We start from the raw sequence: 21,828 nt of genomic DNA on the forward strand, positions 1-21,828 counted from the left end.
GACGGAGTATCAGTCAACATCAATAGCGCCTGACACACTGCTTTCGCGAGCAGGCTCGCTCCCACAGGGGCTTGGCGACTATCATGGTTGCCATTCCAATCCTGTATTCACGAGACCGCGCATGACTTTCGATTTTGATCAGGTGTTCGACCGCCATAACACCGGTAGCACCAAATGGAGCCGCTACCCGGCCGACGTGCTGCCGATGTGGGTGGCCGACATGGATTTTGCCGCGCCGCCGATGATCATCCAGGCCCTGCAAAAACGCCTGGAACACCCGATGGTCGGCTACAGCGTGGCCCCGGATGACTTGCGCGACGCCATCGTCACCGACCTCTGGAACAAATACGCCTGGCGCGTCGAACCGCAAGAGCTGATCTTTCTGCCAGGGGTCGAGTCGGGCTTCAACATGGCCCTCAAAGCATTGGTCCAGCCACAACAAAACGTCGTGGTGCAGGTGCCCAACTATCCGCCATTGCGCCACGCACCAAGCCACTGGGGCCTGAACAAGGTCGAGCTGAATTTCGATGAGCAGGCTGACGGCACCTACACCACACCGCTCGCCAGCCTCAGCCAGTCGCTGCAAGGTGGTGGCGCGCTGCTGCTGAGCAATCCGCACAACCCGCTGGGCAAAGCCTTCCCGAGAGACGAACTGCAAGCGATTGCCGACATCTGCCTGGAACAGGGCGCCTGGATCATCTCGGACGAAATCCACGCCGAGTTGTGCTTCGACGGGCGCAAGCATATACCGATGGCAACGCTCAACCCGGAAATCGCCCGGCACACGATCACGCTGATGTCGGCGAGCAAGGCCTACAACATCGCCGGCCTGAAAACCTCATTCATGATCATTCAGGACCGCGCCTTGCGCGAGAAGGTCAACCACGCCCGTTGCGGCATGGTCGACAGCGTCAACCCGCTGGGCCTGTTAGCCACCCGCGTCGCCTACAGCGAAGCCGGGCCATGGCTGGCGGAACTGAGCGCCTACCTGCAAAGCAACCGCGATTACCTGGTCGACGCCGTCCGCACCCGCCTGCCGGGCGTCACCATGAACGTCCCGCAAAGCACCTACCTGGCGTGGCTCGATTGCTCGGCGCTGGGGCTGGACAACCCACAGCAGTTCTTCTTGGAAGAAGCCAAAGTCGGTTTGAGCCCTGGCCTGGATTTCAGCGATGACACCCGACAATTCGTGCGCCTGAATTTCGGCTGCCCGCGCGCGTTGCTTGAAGAAGGCATTGCGCGGATGGAGCGTAGCTTGCGTAATCGCAAGGCCTGATTCGCCCTCAATCCCTATACAGAACCCTTGTGGGAGCGAGCCTGCTCGCGAAAGCGGTGTTCCAGTCGACATTGATGTTGGCTGATACGCCGCCTTCGCGAGCAGGCTCGCTCCCACATGGGGATTTGTGTGTGTGATTTAGAATGTTGTCGCCACCTCAAATCCAACCGAACTCAAGACAAAAACCCAGGGTCAACCCTTTGACCCCATTGTCTTGCGCCCGGAGATTGATGATGACTGACTATCCAAAATCGCCCGTTACGCGCGCCTGAAAAAACACACTATTTGATTTTTCCTCTGCGCCTTCGTTGGCGGATTTATCAAATTTTCGCCTGCAAAAAATTGAATTCTCCATTTCACCCGGCAGTCACATCTTTAATCCCGCTTTGTTTTTGCATCGCGGGATCCGACAGATTCGGTTCCACTGTGGCAACGACGCCTGTTTAAAGGAACCCCGAAGAAGCAAAAGGTGCCGGTCATGATCCATTACTCCTCCCCTGATCAAATCAAAGCCTGCCGGGCATTAGCCCTGGAACGTAACCGTCAGATGTTCGAAGAGGCCCAGAACCTGAGCCGATGTGCTTTTGAATTGCTCGATGGCGGCGACCTGGATGTGGAGTTGTTTGATCGTTATCAAGCGCTGCGCCGCAAAGCTGATTCGAAGTTTCAGGAAGCGATTGAGCATCTGCAATTGCTCAACGAGGATTTTCCGCCGATTCCACTGTCCGCCAGCAACTCTCATCAGTTGCGCCAGCAGCTTGAACATCGAGCCTGAGCGTGAAAAGAAGCACGGGGGCCTAATGCCGATCAGTTAAGCAATTTCTGCGGTAACGCCAATTTTTGTAGGATCGCGTTATGGCTTAACTGACCGGCATTAGCCCGGGGGCCGGGCCATTTTTCTGGTGCAGCTTTGCAAACATTCAGCCGCATCACTTCATAGCCTGGGCAATGACATCTACCAGATTGAGTTGGGTATATGGTTTGGACAAGCGCGGGAGCATGGTCGCGAAACCTTCCAGGCGTTCGGCGTAACCGGTGGCAAGGATGATCGGCAGGTCAGGTTTCTTCAGCCGGATGGCCTGTGCCAATTGCGCGCCATTCATGTGCGGCATGGCCATGTCGGTAATCACCAGGTCGATGTTCTGCTCGCTCTCGAATAGTTCAAGCGCTTTCGCACCGGACATCGCTGCGATTACCCGGTGACCCAAATCCTCCAGCAGCAGCCCGGTACTGGTTAACACCAGGCTGTCGTCATCCACCACCAGCACACACAGCTGCGCCACCGGCGCTGATTGTTCTTCTTCGATGACGGGCCTGATGTCTGACGCAGGGGTGGCGACAGGGATCCACAGTTCAGCGGTGGTGCCTGTGTCCTTGCGGCTCTTGAGTATGAACCGCCCGCCCAGTTGTTCGATAAAACCATGCACCATCGACAGCCCCAGGCCCGTGCCTTTACCCACCCCTTTGGTGGTGAAAAACGGGTCCATCGCCGACGCGAGCGTTTCCTCATTCATCCCTTCGCCCGTATCGGTAACGCTCAGGCAAACATAAGAGCCTTCCTTCAGGGATAACGCTGTTTGATCGCCCGGCTCCGCTTTCTTGGCTGTGATGACGATTTCACCACCGTCGGGCATGGCATCCCGGGCATTGGTGACGAGGTTCAAAACGGCCAGTTCGAGCTGGTTGACGTCAGCCATGACCGGCTCAAGTTCTGCGCAAAAGTTCGTTTCGAGCACCACTGAAGGCCCGAGGGAACTGCGTAACAACCCACTGATACCTTCTATCAGTGCGGGTATTTCCACGGATTCGAATTTGAGTTCCTGTCGTCTGGCAAAGGCCAGCATGCGCTGAGTCAGGGATACCCCGCGCAAGGCGCCTTGGCGGGCATTGTCGACCAGACGGGTCAGTTTCGGATCGTCCCCTATCCGTTTGCGCACGATTTCCAGATTGCCGAGGATGACCGTCAACAGGTTGTTGAAGTCGTGGGCAATCCCGCCGCTGAGTTGGCCGATGGCTTGCATTTTCTGCGCCTGGAACAACGCCTCGCGAGTTCGCTCAAGGTCTTGCTGGGCCAGGGTCGCCTCGGTGATGTCACGGGTAATCTTGGCAAAACCCAGCAACGTGCCGGTGTCGCCCCAGATCGGGTCCACCACGACGTGAGCAAAAAACCGTGTACCGTCCTTGCGCACGCGCCACGCCTTGTTTTCGAATCGCCCCTCCCGTATGGCCGTCTCCAATGCCCGTTGCGGTTCGCCGGCTTCACGGTCTTCAGGGGTGTAAAACATTGAAAAATGCTGGCCGATGACTTCTTCGGGCCGATAACCCTTGATGCGTTGGGCGCCCTGATTCCAGTTGGTCAGGCGTCCATCCGGGGAAAGCATATAGATGGCATAGTCCGTGACGCTTTGAACCAGCAACCGGAACTGCTGTTCGCTTTGCTTGAGGGTTTCCTCGCCCATTTTGCGGTCGGTGAGGTCGCGGGTGATTTTGGCAAATCCCAGCAGCTTGCCGGTCGGGTCCAGAATCGGGTCAATCACCACGTGCGACCAAAAACGCGTGCCGTCCTTGCGCACCCGCCAGCCTTCGCCTTCAAAACGACCTTCATTAATCGCCGTGTCCAGCGCGCGCTGGGGTAAACCGGCACGTCGATCCTCTTCGGTATAGAACCGCGAGAAGTGCTGGCCGAGAATCTCCGCTTCCTCGTAGCCTTTGAATCGCCGGGCGCCAGAGTTCCAGCTGGTGATGATGCCGTCGGGATCGATCATGTAGATCGCATAATCCACCACAGCATCAATCAGCAGGCGAAAGCGCATCTCCTCGATGGAATTGGTTTTGGACGGCACATCACTCATCGATTACACCCGCGACTATCGTTTTGATGGAGTATGCGGCAAACCGTGGGTTTGGAAAGCCGCAGCACGCTTGTTCAGTGGAGTGCAGGCAGCAGAACACCTATGCTCGACGCCAAACGCCATCTTGGGCGGATATAAGGCGCCACCATGATCCTGATTCTGTTACCAACCTGCGACTACGACCCGACCGAGAGCAGCGTGCCCTGGCAAGCGATGCGCAGGGCCGGGTTCGAGGTGTGTTTTGCCACACCACAAGGTTTGCCTGCCTACGCCGACTCGCGCCTGGTGGATATCGGTTTTGGTCAGCTCAACCCTTTGCTGATGACACGCAAGCCCGACCTCGCCAGTTATAGGCAGATGATCGAAGACGCGTCATTTCGTAAACCACTGTCCTATGACGATGTCGACCCGAGCAAATTCGACGGTCTATTGATTCCTGGTGGCCATGCCAAGGGCATGCGCACACTGCTGGAATCCGCTCAGGCACAACGGATTGCCTTGCACTTTTTCACCGCAGACAAGCCGGTGGCCGCGGTGTGTCACGGTGTTCTGTTACTGGCCCGTACCGTGAGTCCCGATACCGGGTTTTCTATATTGCGGGGTCGCAAGGTCACCGCGCTGGTGGCCAACACCATGGAATTACCTGCCTGGGCAATGACCGCGCCCTGGCTTGGGCGCTACTACCGAACCTACCCGCAGACCGTCGAGGCGGAAGTCACCAGCGCCCTTTCCAGCCCCGCAGATTTCCTGCGGGGCCGATTTCTCGCCGTACGTGATTCAGCGGACCGGCCACAACGAGGCTTTGTCGTGCGTGATGGCCAGTTATTGACCGCTCGCTGGCCGGGAGACTGTCATCGCTTCGCCGCCGAATGGGTACGACTTATCGGTTCACGTATTTGACGATGTAGGCATGCAGGTCGTTGTAGACGAAGTCAGGCACCAGCGTAGCGTGTGCCTGGGTTTTGAGTAACGCCAAGTGGCATGTCTTTACCATCTCGTCGCGTTCCCTCAGGGTGTAGACGTGGTTATTGATAATGCTGGCATAGGTACTGCAAACGGTCGGTGCCGTTGGAGGGGTTATCTCAGTTGCGTCTTTTGTATAAGTCTTCTGGAAACGCGAAACCCGCTCTTTCAACCCGCCGAGCCCGCGTTCATAGACCGTGATCTGTGAGCCGCTGACCGCTTTCGAGGCGGTTTCAAAGGCCAGGATAATCGCCTGCGCGTTACTCATGCTGGCATCCAGCGCCGATAAGGTGACGAACCTTTCGAGTTGTTGTTTTTTCAGGCTGCTGAGGGCTCTTCTGATGCTCGATACGTGAGCGAACGCTTGATTGCAGCCAACGATATGCGTCTCGAACTGATAACCGGCTGCGGTTGCCAGGGGAGGAAAGGCGGCGAAATCGAGGCTGTCGAACGCACACTCCATGATGATGTTGTATTTGAGGGTGAAGGCTTCGGTGAAGATCTTGGCGCTGACCTCGCGGACAAAGGCTTCTGTCTGCTCATAGGCATGCAGTACGCCGAGCTTGATCATCTCGGCGTACTGGGGGTGTTTTTGTCGGTACTCGGGCAAGTAAAGACGGACAAAACACTGATAACGCGTGGAAGGTAGAAGGCTGTTTTCCAATAGATAGGTTTTGCCTGAGCCTTGCAGCCCGGCAACGATCAGTATTTTGGGGGTTGCCTGGGCAGTGATGCCGCGGAACAACGTCGCTTTGATTTCATTGAATGCGGCAGTGACCTGCTCCGGGGTGTAAGCGTAGTTTGGTGCAACTGACATACCCTGATTTCCTTATCAAAGAATCGCTTGAAAGTGATTGCCTGCCCTTTGAATAAAGCGGTGATTCGCTGTTTGTTCAAATCGGTGTGTCTTTCAAGATATGTCACTGTTTTTTAAAGTAAAAAATCCTACTTGATAGCGCGAAAATGCGTCGGTTCAACCGACCACCAACGTGGCAATAACTGTTTAACCTTGCTGTCGCCAAACCGGTCGTCGATGAGCATCACCACCCCCTGATCCTGCTGGGTACGGATCACGCGCCCGGCGGCCTGCACCACTTTTTGCACCCCTGGAAACAGATAGGTGTAGTCATAACCGGCACCGAAAATGGCAGCCATGCGGTGTTTCAACTGTTCGTTGACCGGATTGAGTTGCGCAAGACCCAGCGTGGCGATGAACGCACCGATCAACCGTGCGCCAGGCAAATCGATGCCTTCACCAAAGGCGCCGCCCAACACCGCAAAGCCGACGCCTTGGCTGTGCGCGGTGAACTGGTCGAGAAAGTCCTGACGCTGCGCCTCCCCCATTCCCCGGGACTGCGACCACAGCGTGATGTGCGGGTGACGCTCGGCCAGCAACTGCGCCACTTGCTGCAAATAATCGAAGCTGCTGAAAAATGCCAGATAGTTACCGGGGCGTTCGCCAAATTGCCGGGCGATCAGCTCGACAATCGGCTCAAGCGACGCCTGCCGGTGGACGAAGCGTGTCGAGATCTGGCTGACGATGTGTACTTGTAGCTGATCAGCATGAAACGGCGACTCGACATCAATCCACACCGTATTCGCGGGGGTGCCCAGCAGGTCGGCGTAGTAATGCCGCGGGCTCAGCGTCGCGGAAAAAAGTACAGTGCTGCGCGCAGCGGTCAGGCGCGGGCGGATGAAACCGGCCGGCACCACATTGCGCAGGCACAACTGTGACAGTTGGCGCGGGCGGTCGAGGTCGCGTTTGCTGATGTCGAACAGGAACTGTTCATCGAAGAGTTCGGCCACTCGACAAAATTGCAGCATCTCGAAGTAGAAACTTTGCAGCGAGCTGTCCAGACCCTGCGGGTGATCGTTGAGATAGTCACCGATGCTCGCACTACACGAAAACAAGGCTTGAAGCAGTTTTTCCGGCGGTCTGTCGTACGCCTGATACGCGCCGGATTGCGGGTTATGCAGGGCATTCCATTCCCGATTGACCCGCTGCAAGGATTTTTTCAGCGGCTCAGGCGCGGTTTTGCGTACGCCGTTGAGGGTCGACTGATCGAGACTGGCGCTGTACATCTGCCGGCCGCGTTCCACCAGGTTGTGGGCCTCATCGACGAGTACCGCGACCGCCCAGTTATTGGCTTGAGCGAGCCCGAACAGCAGCGCACTGAAATCGAAGTAATAGTTGTAGTCCGCGACCACCACGTCGGCCCAACGGGCCATTTCCTGGCTCAGGTAATAGGGGCAAACCTCGTGCGCCAGTGCCACCTCGCGCAAAGTGCTCTGATTCAACAGGCTCAGTTCGCTGGCGGCCTGACGAGCGGCGGGCAACCGATCATAGAAACCCCGTGCCAACGGGCAGGATTCGCCGTGGCAGGCTTTGTCTGGATGCTCGCAGGCCTTGTCCCGGGCGATCATCTCCAACACCCGAAGTGGCGGCGCATCGGCGCTTTGCAGGATCACCTGTGCAGCGTCCAGCGCGAGTTTGCGCCCCGGCGTTTTGGCGGTGAGGAAAAACACCTTGTCCAGTTGCTGCGGCGCCAGGGCCTTGAGCATCGGGAACAGCGTACCCACGGTTTTGCCGATGCCGGTCGGTGCTTGCGCCATCAGGCAGCGCCCGGTGCTGACGGCTTTGAACACGGATTCGGCCAGATGCCGTTGCCCCGGACGAAACCCGGCATGGGGAAAGGCCAATTGCTGCGCCGATTGATTGCGCGCCTCACGATGGGCCATTTCCTGTTCAGCCCAGTGCAGAAACAGCGTGCAATGATGTTCGAAGAACGGTTGCAGTTGCTCAGCGCTGAACGCCTCGACCAGACAGGTTTCCTTTTCGCTGACGATGTCGAAATACACCAGCGCCAGGTTGATCTGCGCCAGCTCCAGTTTCCGGCACATCAACCAGCCGTAGATCTTCGCCTGCGCCCAGTGCAACTGCCGGTGGTTGGGCGGTTGTTTGCTCAAGTCACCGCGATAGGTTTTGACTTCTTCCAGGCAGTTTTGCCCGGGGTCATAGCCATCCGCCCTGCCCTTCACGCTCAAGGTTTTATATGTGCCTTCCAGGGCGACTTCACTTTGATAACCGTCGCTGCGCCGGGACGCCACCGTGCGGTGCCCGACGATGCCTTCCAGCGCCGTCGGTGACGGGGTAAAACGCAGGTCCAGGTCGCCGACCTTTGCGGTGAATTCACACAGTGCCCGTACCGCAATGCTGTAGCTCAAGCGGTCTGCTCCGCCCATTGCACGTAACAGACGGCAATGGGCATCTGATGCTCATGACAGAACTCAAGCCAGCGCAATTGGTTGTCTTGTAGCCGGTCGCCGGGGCCTTTGACTTCGATCATGCGGTAGGTCTTGTGCTGCAGCCAGAACTGGATCAGGTCCGGCATCCCGGCGCGGTTGGCCTTGACGTCCAGCAACAGGCGGTTGAACCAGTGCTTGAGGTGTTCCGCCGGCAGGCAATCGAGTGCCTGATCCAGCAACGTTTCGTTCAGTACACCCCAAAACACGAAGGGCGACTGCACGCCCCACTTGGCGGCATAACGCTCGCGAATCGTCTGCCTGTAACGACCGTCATCGAGCTCCGCAAGGCACGCCTCGAACAGTTCGGCACGACGCGCGCAGAAGTCTTCATGCAACAGATCGACGGGCCCGCGCTGGAACGGGTGAAAAAACGCCCCCGGCAGCGGCGCGAAAATGGCCGGCCAGCACAACAACCCGAACAGTGAGTTGATCAGGCTGTTCTCGACGTAATGCACCGGTGCCTGTTCTTCCGCCAGGTGTGCCTGCACGTAATTTTCCACCGACAACGCCAGATCGGTTCTGGGCAGATGAAGGTCCAGGCGCTGCATAGGCCGCGGGGCTGCCCGCTTGAGCGCCGGACCGCCGAGTTTGCGCCGCAGTCTGGGCAGCACGCGCAGCAAATGTTGATGCTCGGCGGCGCTTTCCGGCGATTGCCGGGCCTGCGTTGCCAAATCCAGGGCGAGCTGATAGTCACCACAGCGCTCCAGCACGCGAATCAGCCGCACGCGTGCGCCGGGATAGGCGCAGTCGCGGTATATCGTCAGTGCGCTGGCGAAATCGGCGATGCGCTCGCAGTGTTGACCGATCTGAAACAGCAACTTGCCGCGACGACGTTGCAGCCACGGATTGCCGAGTGTCAGACCATTGATTTGCTCGACGATGGATGCCAGCGGCTCGCCCGCCTCGAAATGCTGCTGGCATTGGTGCAGGTACAGGCAGGCGTCTACGTCCTCACGGCTGCGCAAGCCCCGGGATTCGGCGCTGAATTCGACTTTTTCATAGGTAAAAATGCCGAGGTCGGCCAGTACAAACTCCGACCAGTCCTGATACAGGTTGCCGAAGAACATCAGCCGAAACCGGTCACACAGGTCCATGACGGTCAGGGTGAACAGCCGGTCATTCAGTGCCGGGCACCATTGGGCAAAACTGTGTGCCTCGGGAAACTGTTCACTCAGCCGGGGGAGCCAATCACTTTTCTTGCCCTTTGGCTGATCAATGACAGCGCCGAAGCGCTGAACAATCTCGGGTTTGAGCAGCACATCGAACAGCTCCTCGATGTGCAAAGGCGATACTTCATCGATCCAGCCTGCCGCCAGCAACGGCTCGGCCGCGCTGGCGATGGGACCGATCTCGACGTAATTCAGTTTGCCGGCCCTGAAATGCACGCCCTTGCGCATCACCATTCTGACCAGTAGCGCCCGTGACTCCCTTGGTAGCCGAGAGAAATCACGGATGAAGGCTTGTTCTTCTACACTTAATAGATCGGCATATCGATGTTCAAGCCAGTCAAGCACTTGCATGAAGTTGTTAAGGTAATAGAACGGATCGTCGAGGGGATTTGCAGTCACAGGGAAAAGCGCCATGGCAAGCGAGTACTGGTTATGCGTACAGATAACAGTTACCCGCGGTGCGATGCAAACGGAAAAGGATAAGCGGCGGCGATATTCGGTCATTTTCAGGTGGGCATCGAACTCTATGTCGATCGATGGCATCAACCGCAATAGAGGTATTTTTCAGCATTGTGAGAGGTGGATATGAACATCAAAACCCTGGGTTTGCCGCTGGCCACGGCAACCTTGTTAGCCTTGACCGGCTGCTCGACGCCGACGGTCGTGACCCTGCAAAACGGCACCCAGTATTTGACCAAGGACATGCCGGATACCAAGAACAAGGACGGCTTCTATGAGTTCGAGGATATTTCAGGCAAGACGGTGAGGGTCAATGCCAAGGACGTGGCCACGATTCGCCCGGAAGAGTGAAGACCGAGTTATCGTTCATCGTCGAAACGCCGCCCGGAGCCGGCTCGCTCCCACAGTGAATCTCTGGTGTTCACAAGATCCATGTGGGAGCGAGCTTGCTCGCGAAGGGGCCCTTACCGGCGCCACTCAACCATCAGGCAATCACAATCCCTGAGCCCGACAAACTGTCCAGCCCCACCCCCACCAACGTCACCGAATCCCCGCCAAACGTCAGCACCGTGTCCTGACCCACCGCCGCGGCATGCGCCCGAACATCATCATTGGGCACCACCCCCTGAACCCCAACAAATACCAGTTTGTCGTTCGCCTGATAACCCACGACCCGGTCCTGACCAAACGCACCACTGAACAGGAACGTATCGACCCCGCCTCCTGACTCCAGCAGGTCATTCCCTGTCCCGCCAACAAAAACATCGTTACCACTGCCGCCGATCAGATGGTCATTACCGTCCAGACCAAACAGCCAGTCGCCGGTCGCCTGCGCCTTGAGCGTATCGGCCCCGGTGCCGCCCTTCACCGATGAGGCATACGCGGTCAGGTTGTTGCCGGCCACAAGACCATTGGCCGTCACACTGTGCGTCACGTCATCTTTGAACAACCCCCACAGGAACCCCGGCTCCTTGCTGACGAGGCTGCCAATGTCACGGGTGATGCTGATACCGCCACCTGCATCGCGCAGATACAACGTGCCAGCACCATCATTGGCAAATTCCACGGATTTCACCGACTGCTGCAACTCCAGCACATTGTTGCCCTTGCCGCCGAGCAGGATGTTGTAGCCGCCACCGTCGCGGAAGGTGTCGTTACCGTCGCGCCCCTCCAGATAGTCGTTGCCTTTACCGCCCTGGATCAGGTCGTTGGCGTCGCTGCCGATGATGAACGTACTGCCCTTGTGGGTTTCAGCATTGCGATTGAGGTCCTGAACCCAGGTGTTGGCACGCGCCGGGTCGGACAGGTTGGCCACAATGATCGTCGAGTCCTTGCTGGTGAGGTCGTAGAACTTCGATTCGATCACCCGGTTCATGCCGTCGCCGTACGCGGTGGGCAAGTGCGAGATCCAGGTCGGGATGTTAAGGATGGAATACGGCAGCACATTCCACGCCGTCGACGCATAGTGATCGTTGAAGCTGACGATGTTATCGGTCGCCGACGCTTTGGCGGCATCGTGCACGCCCACCGACGACAGGTTGAACGATGAACCGTCAAGCGCGCGAAATACCGGATCGTTTTCATAGCCGACGTTGAGCACTTTGTCGGTGCCGCTTTGGGTCGGCGATGCGTAGGCGATGTAGCTGGAATCCTGGAAGAACCCGCCCCACTTGCCCGTGCTCAAGTCAGCCATGCTGTTGACCGCCAAGCCGCCGAGGCTATGGCCACTGACCAGGACGTTTTGGCCCGACAGGCCATTGGCCTGGGCAAACGTCGCAACATCGGCGAGCAGATTGCTGAAGGCTTCGCCGACGTAGTTTTTCGCATAATCCTTGGGTCCGAGTGCCGCAAGCAAATCGTTGATCACATCGCCAATGGAGTCGCTGATCAGGGTTTCCCGTGGGCCGCTGGTGCCGCGAAAGGCGATGCCGATTTCGGTGAGGTGTCCCTGGGCATCGTACTTGCCGAGGATCTCGACTTGCGCCGTGGTGTAACCGGCCTTCTCACCAAAGAAGGTTCCGCGCGCATCGACCTTGCCGTCATAGCCCAATTGCGAGGCGGTGATCGGTGTCCAACCGGCTTTTTGCACCGCATCCAGTGCCGCTTTTTCCGAATCGGGGTTCCAGGGTATGCCGGGGATGACGCCCTGGGAGTCGGTGCCGCCCAGCAGCGCGGTGACCAATGTCGCGGGCAAGCCCAGGCCAAAGCCGTTGTGCTGATAGCCAGTAGCAAAGCCGTTATCGAGGTTGTGATAGGAATACAGCGTGATTGCCATGGCGTCGGTGAACAACGCCTTGGAGTCTGCTGCGCCGAAGTTTTTGTAGTCGTACACACCCATTGGTATTGCCTCTCTTTTGTTGGAATTGTCAGAGATGGCTCACAACCGGGACGCCTCACTCACGAAGCGCCCCGGAGCCTTTAGTGCAAGCAGCCTTTACGCAAACGTGATGCCTGAAGCCGACAGGCTATCCAGCCCGACGCCGACCAGCGTCACCGCAAAGTCACCAACCTTGAGCACGGTGTCATGGCCCGCCTGCGAAACATGCTGCGTGTAGTCATAACCCTGCCCCGCGCCTTGAACGCCCACGAACACCAGTTTGTCGCTACCCTGGTAGCCGTTGATCGCATCGAAGCCGAAGGCGCCGCTGAACAGGAACGTGTTCTGGCCACCGGCGGTGTGCATCGCGTCATTGCCTGTGCCACCGACGAAGGTCACGTGGCTTTTGTCGCTGCGCAACAAGTCGTCGCCGGCATTGCCGAACAACCAGTCCCCGTCAACACTGGCCGCCAGTGAGTTGCCGTAGGCGTCACCGTTGAGCGAATGGTTGTAGTGAGTCAGCTCGGTGCCGTTGAGCAAACCATTGGCGGTGACGTTGTACGTCACGTCCTGGGTGCTCCACCACGAACCGGACTCCTTGCCGACCAGTGCGCCGATGTCGCGGGTCATGCTGATGCCGCCGTAGGCATCGCGCACATACAGGGTGCCGTCGCCATCGTTGGCTACGCTGAAGTTCTGTAGCGGCTTTTGCAATTCGAGGGTATTGCTGCCCTTGCCGCCCAGCAGGATGTTGTAGCCGCCGTCATCGCGGAACCGGTCGTTGCCGTCACGGCCTTCGATGAAGTCATTGCCGGCGCCACCCTTGAGCAAATCGTTGCTGTCGGTACCGATGATGAACGTGCTGCCGGTATGCAGCTCACCGCTGCGACCAAGGTCCTCGACCCAGGTCTTGCCCCGGGCCGATTCCGTCAGGTTGGAAACGATCAGCGTCGAGTCCTTGCTGGTCAGGTCGTAGAAGCTCGAGTCGATCACCCGGTTCAAACCGTCGGCGTACCCCAGCGAACCGTGTGCCGACCAGTTCAGCGGGTTCAGAATGCTGAACGGCACCAGGTTCTGCGCGGTGGACGCGTACTGGTCATTGAAGTTGACGATGTTGTCGGTCGCCGACTCTTGATGACCGTCGTGCTTGCCCAGCGAACCGCTGCTGAACGTGGTGCCGTCGAGTACGCGAAAAACCGGATCGTTCTCGTAACCGATGTTCAGCACGTTGTTGCCGGTGGCGCTTTGGGTCGGCGAGGCGAAGGCCACGTAGTTGGCATCCTTGAAGAATCCGCCCCAGTTGTTACCGCTCAGCTCGGCGAGGCTGTTGACCCCCAGCCCGCCCAGACTGTGGCCGCTGACCAGCACATCCTTGGCCGTGATGCTATGGGCGATGGCAAACGCGGCAATGTCCTTGAGCAAAGTGTCGAACGCATTTTTCGTGTAGTTCTTCGCATAATCCACCGGTCCGATGGCGGCCAGCAGGTTGTTTTTCATGTCACCAAAGGTGTCGCCATACCCAAGGCCGCCGGTGCCGCGAAAGGCTATGCCGATCCCGATCAGCTTGCCTGCCGCGTCGTATTTGCCAAGCACTTCGGCCTCGGCACTGGTGAAACCGTCCTTCTCGCCATAAAAGGTGCCCTGTGTGCCGACCTTGCCTTGATAACCCAATGCCGCCGCTTGTATCGGCGCCCACGCGGTCGTGGGCAGTGGCTGGCCTGTCGGCGTGTACGCATACAGCGTCAACGCGATGGCATCGCTGTACAACGCTTTGCCATCGGCCTGTTTGTAATCAAAAAGTCCCATGTTGTCGCTTCCTTTGCGTGATCAGAACTGCCAGTCCAGCGTCAGGCCCACACCGTGGTCTTTCTCGTTGGAACCGATCAGGCCGTTGTAATCCAGGCTCAAACGAACATCCTGTGCCACCGCCAAACCGGCGCGGGCGCCGATCACAGCGGCGTTGCGGTCCAGCGACACGCTTTGCACGCTGAACGCGGTATTGCCGTTGGCAAACGCCAGGTGATCTTCGGACTGGGTGCTGCTCAGGTTGTGCTGCCAGCCCAACGTGCCGGACAGTTCCAGCTGCTGTTTGTCCGACAGGGCAATCGCTTTGCTCGCCCGCAGGCCCAGGGTTGAAAGCACGGCGTCACGGTTGTCTTCACCGCCCTTGAGTGCGGCCGCGTCACCTTTTTCGCTGAAGCTGTCGCTGTTCAGGTGCACATAAGCCAGATTGGCGAACGGTTCCAGCGCCAACGGTTGCGCGTCCAGGCGATACGCCGCTTCAGTAAACAGTTGCGCAGTTGTGGCATCGCTTTTGGACTTTTGTTTGCCGCTCACGTCACCCAATTGCAGATCGCGTTTCACGTCGATGCGATGCCAGCTGTAAGCCCCGCCGACACTCAATCGCAGTGCGTCGATTTCATGGCCCAGGTAAGCACCCAAGTGATAGCTGTCGACCGAGGCTGACGAATGCGTGCCATCGCCCATGCTCAACGAGCTGTCGCTATAACCGGTAACGAAACCCAGTCGTGTGTCTTCGCTGATCAGACCGTCAACCCCGGCCAGCAAGCCGCCGATGGAGCTGTTGGAACTGGCGTTATCATGCCCGTCATCGCTCTTGCCCCAGGCACCGAGCACTTTGAGCCAGGCATTGCTGCGGTCATCCGTCGGCGCTGCGGCGTCAAACAGATCGTGTTCACGCAAGCGCTCACCGACGGCATCGCGCAGGTAACGGCTGTCGTTGATCAGCAGCGTACCGATGGCCGGATAAATCTCGCCGGACAGTTGCTGGAAGGCTTGCTGAGCGACGGCGGCAGTCGGCGACAGCAGCAGGGTTTCGTACAGCGTGTTGCCTGCGCCCAGTTGTTCGGCGGCAGCGGCCACGGCGCGTTGGTTCGGTGTCTGGCCGACGCTGGCGAAGGAAGTGGCGTTACGTTCGACGGCCAGTTGAATGCCGGTGGCCGAGTAGTCGAGCGATCCGCCAATGAACAAATAATTGGGCACCACTGCACCGAAGCGCCCTTCGATCCCGCCGGCCGCTTGCAGGATGGTGTACTGATTGCCGAGCAGGGATTCCACTTCGCGGGGGGTCAGCAACGTCGGGCTGTTTTCCAGGGACAGGCTGACGGTGGCGCCGTCGATCACGGCTTTGCCGCCGGCGACGATCTGGTCACTGCTGGTGGTCGATAATTCCACGGCGTACGTCGAGCCTGGCTCGAAGGTTACATCGCCCGCCACTTGTAAGGTGCCGATGGAATTGCCCGGCGCCACGGTGCCGCCGCGTTTGGCGGTCAATCCGCCGATGTGACCGTTGCCGCCGAGGATCCCGCTGTCATTGACGGTGACCGTTGAAGCCAGCGAACCGTTGATCGCCAATCGGCCCTGATTGACCAGCGTCGGTCCGGCGTAGGTGTTGGCGCCAGACAAGACCAGCGTACCAATACCCTGCTTGGTCAGGCCGCCATGACCGGCGATGTCGTTGCGCCAGACATCGAGCCCGCAGTGCACATCGTTGCACACACGCTCGGTGGGTTTGCCGGCGTCGATGATCGCGCCGATGCCTGGTAAATCGGCAACAAACTGGCTGGAGCCGTAGGCGCCCTGAATGCGGAATTCTTCGGGAATGTCCTGCTCGGTGACCAACATCCCCGGGCCATCAATGCCTTTGCGCAAGTTGATCATGCCCCAGCCGTACAATGCGTCGACACCCGGTGCGCCCAGGTCAGTGGCTGTGGTGCGCAGCACGCTGGCGACCTGAGCACCGGTCATGTACGGGAAGCGTTCCATCAGCACAGCCATGGAGCCTGCGACATGCGGCGCCGCCATCGAAGTGCCGTTGTAATTGGCGTAATCGGTGGTGAGGTTCTCGGCGTTGGTGCCACCGATAACCGAGCTGTAAATTTTGCTGCCTGGCGCAGACACGCAAAAGCTGGCGGTGTAGCCGCATCGCGATGAGAACGTACTGATGGTGTAGGGGGTCGGGCTGGTGAGGTCCGGGTTCTTTTGCAACGCCGCGACGGTGACCCAGTTCGGCGCAATTTCCGGAACGAAATAGCCCAGGCCGGCAATGGCATCCGGATTGTTGAGGTTGTAGTCGTTGCCAGCGGCGAAGATCGTCACGATGCCGCTACGTGCGGCAGCCATTGCACCGTCATAGGCACCGCCCGGTTTGGTCCCGAGCAGTGGCTGGATCTCGTTGAACTGCAACTGCGCATCCTGCACGGTGAAATGCGGGTACGCCGGGTCGCGTCCGCCGAGGTCGAAGCGATCAGTAATGCCTATGCCCCAGCTGTTGTTGATGATCCGCGCGCCGCTGGCGATCAGGGCATCCCAACCGGCCTTGTACACCGCGCCGTCGTTGCCGCGAATAATGCCGTCCTCCGGGCCCGGGTCGCCGTTATCGGCGCTGATGATTTGCGCGCCAAACGCCACGCCATGCATCGGGCCGCCATCGCGGCTGCCGGCTGCGATCCCGCCAACGTGGGTGCCGTGGGCACCGAGCTTGCCGTTGGAGCCGACGGTGGGCGTGCCGTCATACCGAAACGCCTCCCCGGCTTTGACCGGAATGTACGGGTCGGTGTATTCGCGGATGCCGCTGGTGACCAGCGTGATCACTTTATTGGCACCGGAAAACTCCGGGTGCTGGGCGTAAACCGGTTGGTCGAAGATCCCCAGTTTCACGCCCTTGCCGCTATAACCGGCGGCGTAGGCCTCTTGAGCGTTGATCGCGCCCAGGCCCCAGTCAGCGTTGAATTCGGCGCTGCGCCAGCTGTTGGGGTCGCCCGCGCTACCGTTTTCCACGTAAGGCTCGGCGTGTGCAGTGCCGATTGTCGCCAGTGCGCAGAGCACGGTCAGTGTGTTGTGTTTGTTATTCATCCCGCTACCGTCCTTAGTTGTGTTGCCAAAATCCCTGTGCCTTGAAAAGCACATTCAAATTCACCCACATCCCTGTAGCAGCTGCCGAAGGCTGCGTCCGGCTGCGAAGCAGTCGCAAAATCACTCAGGGTTTACGACTGCTGCGCAGCCGGACGCAGGCTGCGCCAGCTGCTACAGGGGGCGCGTTAAAACTGCCAATTGAGGCTGAGCCCTACTCCGTGGATGTTCTCGCGGTTAGCCAGTTGCCCGGTGTAATCGAGGTTCAAGCGCATGTCCCGGCTCAGGGCCAGGCTGGCATGGGCGCCGACCAGTGCTGCATCACGCACCATGGGTGAGCTTTCCACCAAAAACGGCGTGCTGCCGCTGGCGAACGCCAGGTGTTCCTCGGAATCGGTATTGCTCAGGTTGTGTTGCCAACCCAGGCTCGCGCTCAGGTCCAGCTGCTGCTGTGCGGACAGGTTCACAGTTTTCAGCGCGCGCGCACCCAACGTGCTGAGCACCGCGTCACGCGTGTCACCGCTGCTTTTCAGTGCGGCCGCATCACCTTTCTCGGTAAAACCTTCAGTGTCGAGGTGCACGTAGGCCAGATTGGCAAAAGGCTCCAGAGCCAAGGGTTGCAGATCCAGCCGATACGCCGCTTCACCGAACACTTGGGTGGTTCCGGCATCGATTTTGGTTTTCTGCCTGGCGCTGACTTCGCCGTATTGCAGGTCACGTTTGACGTCGGCGCGATGCCAGCTGTAGGCACCGCCGGCGCTCAGACGCCAGGCACCCGACTCGCGGCCGGCGTAAGCGCCAAGGTGATAGCTATCGACCTGGGCCGATGAATGCGTGCCCGAACCCATGTTCACCGAGCTGTCGCTGTAACCGGTGACCAGTCCGATGCGGGTTTGCTCATCCAGTGCCCCATCGACTCCGGCGAGCAAGCCGCCAATCGACGTCGTATAACCGGCGGTGTCATTGCGGTCATCAGTCTTGCCCCAGGCACCCAGCGCCTTGATCCAGCCATTGCTTTGAGTGCCTTTGGCCTCCACCAGGCGTTCACCCACGGCATCACGCACGTAACGACTGTCATTGACCAGCACCGAAGCCAGCGCTGGGTAGATTTCGCCGGACAACTGCTGGAACGCCTGTTGTGCCGAACTGGCGGACGGTGACAGCAACAGGCTTTCGTAGACTGGATTCCCCGCCCCCAGCCCTTCAACGGCAGTGGCAACGGCGCGTTGATTGGGCGTTTGCCCGACGCTGGCGAAAGACGTGTCATTGCGTTCGACACTCAGTTGAACACCGCTCGCGGCGTAATCGAGGCTGCCGCCAATAAACAGATAGTTGGGCAACACCGCGCCGAACTGGCCTTGAATACCGCCAGCGGCTTGCAGGATGGCGTATTGATGCCCCAGCAGGCTTTGCACTTCGGTGGCGCTGAGCAGGGTCGGGCTGTTTTCCAGTGACAGCGTCACCGTCGCGCCGCCAAGCGTGGCAGTACCACCGGCGACAATGCGATCGCTGCGGGTGGGCGAGAGTTCGACCGCGTAAGTTGAACCCGGCGCGAACGTCACGTCACCCGTGACCTGCAAGGTGCCGATTGAATTGCCGGGCGCCACCGTTGCGCCGCGATTGGCGCTCAACGCACCGATGCGCCCCGAACCACCGAGCGTACCGCCGTCATTGACGGTCACACGGGAGGTCAGTGAGCCGTTGACCGCGAGTAAGCCTTCGTTGACCGTGGTCGGTCCGCGATAGGTATTGTCGCCGGTCAACATCAGCCACCCGGCGCCGGACTTGATCAGGCTGCCTTCGTAAACGCGACTGGCGGCAGCGGCATCGCGCGTCATGCCGACCGCGTAATCCGTCTGATCCTGCTGACTGGCGCCCACCGGTACGCCGCTCTCCCAGCCTTTGTTTTTCAGCGTCTGCTGCCAGGCACTGTGTTCGGCGAGGTCTTCTGATTGACGTTGAATCAAGGCCTTGTCGGTGATGCCATTGCTCCAGACATCGCTCTGCCCTGCCCCCAGATTGGCATCGAAACGCCCAAGCAATTGTCCCGGCCCGCGCATCGCCCGATCAAGGTTGGCCACGCCCCAGCCAACCCGAGCGTTTGGTGCATCGGTGATCGAACCATCGAGTTGAGTGGCCGTGGTCAACAGCGTTTCAAGTGCCTGTTGGTTGCTCATATACGGGTAACGTTCCATCACCAGCGCCAGCGCTCCGGTCGCATGCGGCGCTGCCATCGAGGTGCCGGACTTGATCGCGTAGCCACCATCGGGAATGGTGCTGTCGATCTTCGCGCCGGGCGTGGTGATGCACCAATACTTGGCGAGCCCGCACTGGTTGTATTTCTGCTGATTGCCTTGATCCAGCCCCGATACCGCTAACCAATGGCCCTCCAGATCCGGCTGAAAATACGGCAACGCCGAGCGCACGCTGGCGTTCGGATAGCCGCTATTGCCGGCGCTGAACACGTTGATTACGCCACGCCGCGAAACGTCAGCCGCGGCATCCATCCAGGTGTCTTTGTTCCAGTGTTGGGCGTAGGCCGCGTGCAAGTCGTCGAGGGTGCGGTAACTGACGTCCGGCGGCTGGCTGCCCCAACTGTTGTTGATCGCTCGCACACCCGCATCGGCCAGGGCGTTGTAGACCGCTTTGAAATAGTGCGGATCGGGATTGGGACCGAACAGGAAACTGTCATTCTTGTTGGTGTTACCGACAAAGAGCTGCGCGTTATACGCCACGCCGTGCATACCGATGCCATCGCGAGAGGCACCGATGGTGCCGGCGACGTGGGTGCCGTGAGAATCGTTGTTGGGGTTGAGCGTGCCGTTGACATTGAACACAGTACCGTCGACATAGCTGCCGCTGGCAGTCACCGCGTGGTAACGGTCGGTGGCGAATTCGGGATGGGTGGCATCGAAACCGGAATCAAGTTCGCCGACTTTCACACCTTTGCCGGTGATACCGGCGGCGTACGCCTGATCCGCCTGCATGCGGGCCAGGCCCCAGTCGCGCTGGAATTCTGCGCTGCGCCAACTGGCGGCATCGCCGGGTTGGCCGGTTTCCAGGTAGGCAGCCTGCGCAGCGCCAGGCATTGCTGACACCAGCAACAAGAGTGTGCCTACCGAGATCGGGTTATTGGAGACTTCCTTGTTCATGACTACTCGCTTTTTTGGCGTTTTTAGAATTCTGGTTTCCCGTTGGGAGCGGCACCGCATCTCCCTGTAGCAGCTGCCGAAGGCTGCTACAGGTCCATCATTAGGTCCTCGGGCCCTGGCCGAACGCTTCGTCGACCCTGGCCAGATCCTGTTCATTCAACGTTCCGGCGTAGTAGTGCAACCGGGTCCAGGCCATCAAGTAGTCGTAGCGTGCCTGCGCCAGATCGCGGCGGGTGGTAAATAGTTGTTGTACGGCGTTCAGCGCATCCAGGTTGACGCGTTCGCCGCCCAGGATGCTTTGCCTGGTCGACACCACCAGCGCTTCGGCAGCCGTCAGGGCCTTTTGGTAGGCGCTCAGCTTGCTTACACCGGACAGGCAGGCGCTGAACTGTCGGCGTAGCTCGATCAGGGTTTCGCGAGTCTTGCCATCCAGTTCGTACTCGGCCTGTTCCATGCTGCGGCTGGCCTGGCGTGTGGACGCCGACACCCCGCCGCCGGCATACAGCGGCACGTTGACTTCGATGCCAATGGTGTTGGTGTCGTAGCGCTGGTTATAGGTGTTGCCGCTTTCCGATTCGTTCTGGCGCACCGAAGCATAGGCACTGACTTTCGGCAGATGCCCGGCGCGGTTGCGTTCGACTTCGTAACGCGCCACTTCCACCGCCTGGCGCTGGGAGGCCAGGTTCGGGTTGTTGGCCACGGCCATTTCGTGCCAGGTGTCGTAGTTGGCCGGTTGCAGGCTGAAGGTCTGGAAGTGCGGGGCCAGCGGCGCCAGGTCTGTGATGTCGATCACCGGCACGCCAATCAGCGCGCCAAGTTCGCGCAAGGACGCGTCCTGCTCGTTGCGCGCCTCGATCTCTTCAGCGGTGGCCAGTTCGTAACGGGACTCGGCCTCAAGAATATCGGTGCGAGTGCCTTCGCCTTGGTGAAACATCTGCTCGTTCTGCTGGAACTGCTGTTCGTAGGCTTTCTTCCTGGCCAACGCAATGTCGATCTGATCCTGAGCAAACAACGCCTTGGTGTAGTTCTCCAACACACGCACCAGCAATTGCTGGCTCTTGCCGCGAAAGGCTTCATCGGCAAACAACGACTGGGCCACGCCTTTGCGATACGCCGCGTAGGCTTCGTAATCGATCAAAGGCTGTTGCAGGGTCAAGGTCGAACCGTAACTGCTGTAATTGCGGTCATCCGTCTTATTCTGCCTGTACTCATTGAGGTAAGTGGCCTTGGACGAGTTGCGCCCCTTGTTGTAGTTGTACGCCACCCTTGGCAGCAAGCCAGCACGGCCGATGATGCGGTTTTCAAGACCGGCATCACGCTCCTTGAGCGCGCCCAGGAACACCGGGTCATTGCGCAACGCTTGCTCGTAAATATCGAACGGCCCCATGGCCATCACGCTGTTGCACGTCAGCAACGTCAGGGTCGCTACGAGCCTGGAAAGCTTATTCATACAACCGAACAT

At 59.1% G+C, this 21,828-nt stretch carries 13 protein-coding genes; 4 read left to right on the plus strand and 9 right to left on the minus strand.

Annotated elements, in window-relative coordinates; all coding sequences use genetic code 11:
- Window positions 1-121 precede the first annotated feature (121 nt).
- On the plus strand, window positions 122-1,276 hold the full coding sequence (locus KGB06_RS05615; RefSeq protein ID WP_223512396.1) for a MalY/PatB family protein: 1,155 nt from the start codon (window positions 122-124) through the stop codon (window positions 1,274-1,276).
- Between the two features lie 478 nt (window positions 1,277-1,754).
- Complete coding sequence (locus KGB06_RS05620; protein ID WP_223512399.1) at window positions 1,755-2,051, plus strand: hypothetical protein; 297 nt, start codon at window positions 1,755-1,757, stop codon at window positions 2,049-2,051.
- A 154-nt stretch (window positions 2,052-2,205) separates the two neighbouring features.
- On the opposite strand, the gene KGB06_RS05625 is transcribed toward KGB06_RS05620, so the two are convergent.
- Window positions 2,206-4,128, minus strand: a complete 1,923-nt coding sequence (locus KGB06_RS05625) for a PAS domain-containing sensor histidine kinase (RefSeq protein ID WP_223512402.1) — start codon at window positions 4,126-4,128, stop codon at window positions 2,206-2,208.
- A 147-nt stretch (window positions 4,129-4,275) separates the two neighbouring features.
- Between KGB06_RS05625 and KGB06_RS05630 the strand changes: the two genes are divergently transcribed.
- On the plus strand, window positions 4,276-5,028 hold the full coding sequence (locus KGB06_RS05630) for a DJ-1/PfpI family protein (RefSeq protein WP_223512404.1): 753 nt from the start codon (window positions 4,276-4,278) through the stop codon (window positions 5,026-5,028).
- Here the strand turns inward: KGB06_RS05630 and KGB06_RS05635 are convergent.
- The 3 genes from KGB06_RS05635 to KGB06_RS05645 all read right to left on the minus strand — a co-directional run bounded on the left by KGB06_RS05635 (window position 5,009) and on the right by KGB06_RS05645 (window position 9,980).
- Window positions 5,009-5,908, minus strand: coding sequence for a zeta toxin family protein (locus KGB06_RS05635; RefSeq protein ID WP_223512417.1), 900 nt, complete (start codon window positions 5,906-5,908; stop codon window positions 5,009-5,011). The genes KGB06_RS05630 and KGB06_RS05635 overlap by 20 nt on opposite strands.
- A gap of 128 nt (window positions 5,909-6,036) precedes the next feature.
- The gene (locus tag KGB06_RS05640; RefSeq protein ID WP_223512418.1) at window positions 6,037-8,316 is read right to left on the minus strand and encodes an ATP-dependent DNA helicase; all 2,280 of its coding nucleotides are present in this window, start codon (window positions 8,314-8,316) and stop codon (window positions 6,037-6,039) included.
- Window positions 8,313-9,980, minus strand: coding sequence for a VRR-NUC domain-containing protein (locus tag KGB06_RS05645; protein WP_223512423.1), 1,668 nt, complete (start codon window positions 9,978-9,980; stop codon window positions 8,313-8,315). The genes KGB06_RS05640 and KGB06_RS05645 overlap by 4 nt, the downstream gene beginning before the upstream one ends.
- 171 nt (window positions 9,981-10,151) lie before the next feature.
- Here KGB06_RS05645 and KGB06_RS05650 point away from each other — a divergent pair, with 171 nt between their 5' ends.
- Window positions 10,152-10,376 carry a YgdI/YgdR family lipoprotein gene (locus KGB06_RS05650; RefSeq protein WP_223512425.1) on the plus strand — a complete coding sequence of 75 codons (225 nt, stop codon included), beginning with the start codon at window positions 10,152-10,154 and terminating at the stop codon, window positions 10,374-10,376.
- Window positions 10,377-10,509: 133 nt separating this feature from the next.
- Here KGB06_RS05650 and KGB06_RS05655 read toward each other — a convergent pair whose 3' ends face one another.
- The 5 genes from KGB06_RS05655 to KGB06_RS05675 form a co-directional block, all read right to left on the minus strand.
- Window positions 10,510-12,363: a polyurethanase gene (locus KGB06_RS05655; protein ID WP_223512429.1), complete on the minus strand. Its 1,854-nt coding sequence runs from the start codon at window positions 12,361-12,363 to the stop codon at window positions 10,510-10,512.
- A 96-nt stretch (window positions 12,364-12,459) separates the two neighbouring features.
- A complete protein-coding gene (locus tag KGB06_RS05660; RefSeq protein WP_223512431.1) occupies window positions 12,460-14,148 on the minus strand; it encodes a polyurethanase in 1,689 nt (562 codons plus the stop codon).
- A gap of 21 nt (window positions 14,149-14,169) precedes the next feature.
- Window positions 14,170-17,217: an autotransporter serine protease gene (locus tag KGB06_RS05665; protein ID WP_223512440.1), complete on the minus strand. Its 3,048-nt coding sequence runs from the start codon at window positions 17,215-17,217 to the stop codon at window positions 14,170-14,172.
- 185 nt (window positions 17,218-17,402) lie between these two features.
- Window positions 17,403-20,366, minus strand: a complete 2,964-nt coding sequence (locus KGB06_RS05670) for an autotransporter serine protease (protein ID WP_223512450.1) — start codon at window positions 20,364-20,366, stop codon at window positions 17,403-17,405.
- A gap of 100 nt (window positions 20,367-20,466) precedes the next feature.
- Window positions 20,467-21,828 carry a TolC family outer membrane protein gene (locus tag KGB06_RS05675; RefSeq protein ID WP_223512451.1) on the minus strand — a complete coding sequence of 454 codons (1,362 nt, stop codon included), beginning with the start codon at window positions 21,826-21,828 and terminating at the stop codon, window positions 20,467-20,469.

The sequence above is a fragment of the Pseudomonas sp. GL-B-19 genome (assembly GCF_019956415.1).
GTDB lineage: Bacteria > Pseudomonadota > Gammaproteobacteria > Pseudomonadales > Pseudomonadaceae > Aquipseudomonas.